General features: G+C 65.4%; 7 protein-coding genes and 1 pseudogene. 6 read left to right on the forward strand and 2 right to left on the reverse strand.

All coding sequences use genetic code 11. The features are described from left to right. Nucleotides 1–64 precede the first annotated feature (64 nt). The 6 genes from ACFE99_RS23510 (at nt 65) to ACFE99_RS23535 (ending at nt 2,272) form a co-directional block, all read left to right on the forward strand. Nucleotides 65–367 carry a hypothetical protein gene (locus ACFE99_RS23510; protein WP_375489064.1) on the forward strand — a complete coding sequence of 101 codons (303 nt, stop codon included), beginning with the start codon at nt 65–67 and terminating at the stop codon, nt 365–367. A 370-nt stretch (nt 368–737) separates the two neighbouring features. Then, on the forward strand, nt 738–956 hold the full coding sequence (locus ACFE99_RS23515) for a hypothetical protein (protein WP_375489066.1): 219 nt from the start codon (nt 738–740) through the stop codon (nt 954–956). Nucleotides 957–965: 9 nt separating this feature from the next. Then, nucleotides 966–1,370, forward strand: a complete 405-nt coding sequence (locus tag ACFE99_RS23520; RefSeq protein WP_375489068.1) for a hypothetical protein — start codon at nt 966–968, stop codon at nt 1,368–1,370. Then, nucleotides 1,367–1,639: a hypothetical protein gene (locus tag ACFE99_RS23525; RefSeq protein WP_375489070.1), complete on the forward strand. Its 273-nt coding sequence runs from the start codon at nt 1,367–1,369 to the stop codon at nt 1,637–1,639. Before ACFE99_RS23520 ends, ACFE99_RS23525 begins: the two co-directional genes overlap by 4 nt. 145 nt (nt 1,640–1,784) lie before the next feature. Continuing rightward, the gene (locus tag ACFE99_RS23530; protein WP_375489072.1) at nt 1,785–2,072 is read left to right on the forward strand and encodes a hypothetical protein; all 288 of its coding nucleotides are present in this window, start codon (nt 1,785–1,787) and stop codon (nt 2,070–2,072) included. A gap of 14 nt (nt 2,073–2,086) precedes the next feature. Continuing rightward, the gene (locus ACFE99_RS23535) at nt 2,087–2,272 is read left to right on the forward strand and encodes a hypothetical protein (protein ID WP_375489074.1); all 186 of its coding nucleotides are present in this window, start codon (nt 2,087–2,089) and stop codon (nt 2,270–2,272) included. Between the two features lie 827 nt (nt 2,273–3,099). Here the strand turns inward: ACFE99_RS23535 and ACFE99_RS23540 are convergent. Beyond that, nucleotides 3,100–3,513: pseudogene (locus tag ACFE99_RS23540) on the reverse strand (helix-turn-helix transcriptional regulator); the annotation flags it as partial. Nucleotides 3,514–3,575: 62 nt separating this feature from the next. After that, nucleotides 3,576–3,827, reverse strand: a complete 252-nt coding sequence (locus ACFE99_RS23545) for a hypothetical protein (RefSeq protein WP_375489076.1) — start codon at nt 3,825–3,827, stop codon at nt 3,576–3,578. Nucleotides 3,828–4,059: the final 232 nt, after the last annotated feature.

Raw genomic sequence — 4,059 nt, forward strand, 5'->3', positions numbered from 1 at the left:
GCCAGGCGCCATCTCCCCCCTCTGCCAGCACAAACGCAGTAACCGTCAGGAGTAACGACCGTCCATGACCCCGAAACAGCCATACGCAGCAAACGACCGCGCCACGCTGGCTAATGCGGCCGCGGGCGGCGACACCCTGGCTGTGTTGTGTTGTCTGCGAGACAGATTGGCCGCCGAGTTGGACGCCGCGACGTCGGCGCGCGACGTGGCGGCATTGTCGCACCAGCTAACGGATGTGCTGGCGCGGATCCAGGCCGTGCGTGCCGCGCGGGTGATGCCGGCGAAGATCGACGAGCTGCGGGCGCGCCGGGCTCGGCGACGCGCCGCGGCCACGCGCGGGGACAGCGGGAAGGGGGCCGACACGTGAGATTGCTGGGCCAAAAGCAACACGCTCGGGCGTGGGTGTTCGCGGCCAACCCGCGACTGGTCCCGGCTGCGGATCGGCTCAGCGGATTACGTGATGGACCGCCGAGAGCCGGTCAGTTTGGCGGCCGAGCTGGTCGCCGCTGTGGACGCGTCGAAGAAGGCAGGGGGCGCCGCCGGCTTCGACGCAGAGACCTCACCGGGCGGCCCGCTAGTTGCGTGGCGTGGGCCGCCCGGTGAGCCACGCAGACGATCATGCTTGGCGCCGAACTTTTTTCGCTGCCGGGCGTGTCGGGGACAGGTTCGGGGACAGGTCGTGTTATCTTGTTCTTAAGGCCACGCAGACCGATACCCGAGGAAGGGGTGTGTTTAGCGTGGCGCAAGATCTAGAGCCGCCCAAGCTGATTGGCGGCAAGCGCTATCAAGACTGGACCGAGGCCGAACGCCGCGACGCCTGGCTGTGGAGTCTTGGACCCCGCTTCCGGACGCCAGGCATGAAGCCGCCGCCAGAGCCCAACTATTACCTGCCGCCGATTCCGGGCAGTGCCAGCGATATCGACCACGCCTGCCAAGGCTCGACGGTCGACCTCTAGGAGACGCGAATGTCAGTAACCGATGATGGTGCCCGCGGCTCGGTGCGGCTGAAGGTCAAAGACGGTGTGGCGCTGGTGCGTGTCGCCGACCCGAGCGGCAAGTTGCATGAGTTTTACACCCACTACGGGCAGCCGGCGATTTTGCCGCCGTGGGCGACGCACGACGATTCTCAGGTCCGCCACCTGCTCGACAATGAGCTCGTCGAGCTGGTCGACGAGCAAGGCCGGGCGCTTGACCCCGGCCGGGTGTGGGAGTGCGTGTCCGCGCTGGTCGCTGTCGGACTGCCGGCGGACGCGGGCGGCGAGCGGGCGCGCGAAGCGCTGCGCCGCAACGGCTTGCACTACCGCAATCAGACGATCTGTGAGGCGGTCCGGTTGCGCAAGTCGCACGCGAAATACGAGGCGCCAGCATGATCCGCGAGCGGGTCGACATCGGCGTGACCCCGACCGAGGTGTGCGCGGTGCCCTACCAGTACAACGGGGTGCTGCTGAGCAACACGGGAACCGCTGTTGTGGCCGTGGACGTCGGGCCCGATGTGGCCGTGGATGGCCTCGACGCCGGGCTGACGATTCAGCCTGGGCAGACCGCCACCCTGCCGACCCCGGCATCACCCTACGACGTGCGGATTTTCGCGGTGGCGGCCGGTGCCGGCGGCGAGCTGACGTACCTGCTGCCGGGCTGATGATGAGACCTGTCCCGCCCCGTTTTCCCGCGAGTTTTCGGGGCGGGACAGCCACACCCGGCCGCCTGCGACGGGGGCCAAGGCGCAGCACCCCCTTTTGCGCCGCGGCGGCCGGGTGTGCAACCACAGTGGAAGGCGATGCGCGATGACTCAGCCGGCGGTGTTCGCGGTCGGTACGACACCGGCACAGATTCCGTTGCCGCCGGTTGAGGCGGTGCTGGTGCTCAACAGCAGCGGCGGCCTGGGCGATACGGGCGGCCCCGACATCATGGTCAACACCGGCTCACCGGCCTCGGTTAACCCGCAGGTCGGCATCCGGCTCAAACCGGGCGAGCTGTTCACCTTCCCGCTGCAAAGCAACGGCCAACAGCTGGCGCTGTACGCGGTGGCGGCCGGTGCCGGCGGGCAGGTGAAGGTGGAGCTTTTCACTTGAGGGAGGTATCAAAAGTGGACCCCGATGACGCTGCGGTACAGCCGTATTCGGCGGCGCTGGCCGCGCAGCAGATGATGTGTCGGCTCACCGGCAACCCGACGCAGTTCACCGAACCGGCGTTTACAGCGCTGTTCGCCCAGGCGTGGAACGCTCGCTACGGGCACGGCGACGGCATGCCGTATCTCGACGTGCCGTTTTGAGCCAGACGAGACCGGCTGCCTTAGCTGTCGTAGGGCGACAGGTTTCGCCAGCCCTCCTCTCGGCTCCATAAGAGCACTCGCCGAGAGAACGCCGGCGCTAGCCAAAGGTGTGAAATGTAGTCCGGAACCGGCGGTGGCTCAGGGGGCAGCGCTTTTCCGAACGCGAGTCCCGAGGTAATGCTGAACGGTAGGGCGCTGTCGTGAAGCGCGATGAACAGGTGGCGTTCGTCGGCGTCGGCCCGTGCGAGCTTCTCGAAATGCGACTGAATGTGCGGGCTTTTTGCGAACGCCGCGCCGAGCTCGGCCGCAAAGCCTGACATCGACTCATCAATGAAGCCACCACCGGACGCCGGAACCACCAGTGCAGCTGGGTTCTTCATGTGTGTCACGTGTTGTTGCGGGTGGCCCCTTATGTTGGAGCGCGATTCTTGTACGAGCCATTGCAGATCTGGATCTGCCGATGGGGACCACCCAAGTTGACGCTCAGGATGCGCTACGCCTGCGGCTTCACAGATCAGAATGATTTTCTGATAGCACTTCTTGAGCCGCCGAAGGTCCTCCGGCGAGCCGATTTCGATAGTCCAAAACCACTTACCGGGCAGTGGCCACTTGTGGTTGTCACGGGCGAGCAGGCTTGCCGTGTGAAGCGCACCTTTGGCCGCCAAGTTGGTGACCTCGAATGCCGCGGTACGGCCGTCGCGAAGTGTCAGCATCGCGTCGACCGCGCCGTGCCGGTGTTGACCGTCCCATGCTGTTGCGACTGCTCCAAGTGATCGCTCAGCGATCAGACAGGCTTCCCGCTCCTGTCTAGACAGCCCTTGTAATTCACTTCGCGGCCGCCCTGGCCTGCGCTCCCATTCCTCGGCGAATTTGCGGACCGCAGCCGCGTCCCACACCGCGCCGCCACGCAGCTCAGCCAGCGGCGCCGGGAATGCCGCGTTCTGGCGCAACTGGTGCACGCGCTGACGCGCAATGCCGAGCTCCTCGGCGATCTCCGCAGCGGACATCAGTTCAGGCATCGTCGGTGCCTCGGCGCGGCGCGCATGCTCGAGCTCGGTGACTACCTCGAGGCCGATCGGCGAATCGATCTGTACCACGTGGGTGACCTCGTCAAGCGTCTTGGCGATCGCGTCAGGAATGCTCAGGCTTGCGGGCGCGTAAACCGTGACGTCGATACCCCGGCCCGGGATACGCGCAACCGACCCGTCGAAGTTCTCCAGCCGCGCCTGCCACTCATCCATCGTTTCCGTCGTGGGATCGGCGTCGAAGGTGAACGTGATAACCCAGTCTCCGGTACTGGTCGTCACTTCTCGCCTCCCTTCTTGCGTTGCGAGCGTTGTTCCTTCTTGCTCGGCGCTGGCCACGGTAGGCCAGCTTTCTTCAGTGCCACCAATAGGTCTCGTCGCCGCCGGTATGGGTTGCTGGGCGTGGCGGGGTAGCTGGCGATGTATACGCCTTCCGGGTTGTAGAACCGGGTATAGCCCTTCGAGTCGTCAACGACGGCCCATCCCTGCGACCGAGCCCACTTCACGATGTCTGCGATGTCACTGTTCATAGTCCCTAATCCCTTGCGACTCGTCAAGGGTAATGAAAAACACGAACCATCGTCAAGAGTTTATGTCAGTGGGCAGGCAGGTTTGCGAGCAGGCTTCGGGCGCGACCGAAAACGGTAGCTAATGACCCATCCGCAGCGGTTATGGGCGCGTCAGCGGTGTGACCTGCCCCCTCTTTACCAGGCGCACGCGGCCGCGGCCCGGATCTCGTCGTCGTCGATGGCGGTGTAGCGC

The sequence above is a fragment of the uncultured Mycobacterium sp. genome (genome assembly GCF_964249325.1).
Lineage (GTDB): Bacteria > Actinomycetota > Actinomycetes > Mycobacteriales > Mycobacteriaceae > Mycobacterium.

Bases quoted from the DNA above. Each gene is read 5' to 3' on its own strand.
- ACFE99_RS23510 (WP_375489064.1), top strand. From the start codon at position 65: ATGACCCCGAAACAGCCATACGCAGCAAACGACCGCGCCACGCTGGCT.
- ACFE99_RS23520 (WP_375489068.1), top strand. From the start codon at position 966: ATGTCAGTAACCGATGATGGTGCCCGCGGCTCGGTGCGGCTGAAGGTC.
- ACFE99_RS23525 (WP_375489070.1), top strand. From the start codon at position 1,367: ATGATCCGCGAGCGGGTCGACATCGGCGTGACCCCGACCGAGGTGTGC.
- ACFE99_RS23530 (WP_375489072.1), top strand. From the start codon at position 1,785: ATGACTCAGCCGGCGGTGTTCGCGGTCGGTACGACACCGGCACAGATT.
- ACFE99_RS23545 (WP_375489076.1), bottom strand. From the start codon at position 3,827: ATGAACAGTGACATCGCAGACATCGTGAAGTGGGCTCGGTCGCAGGGA.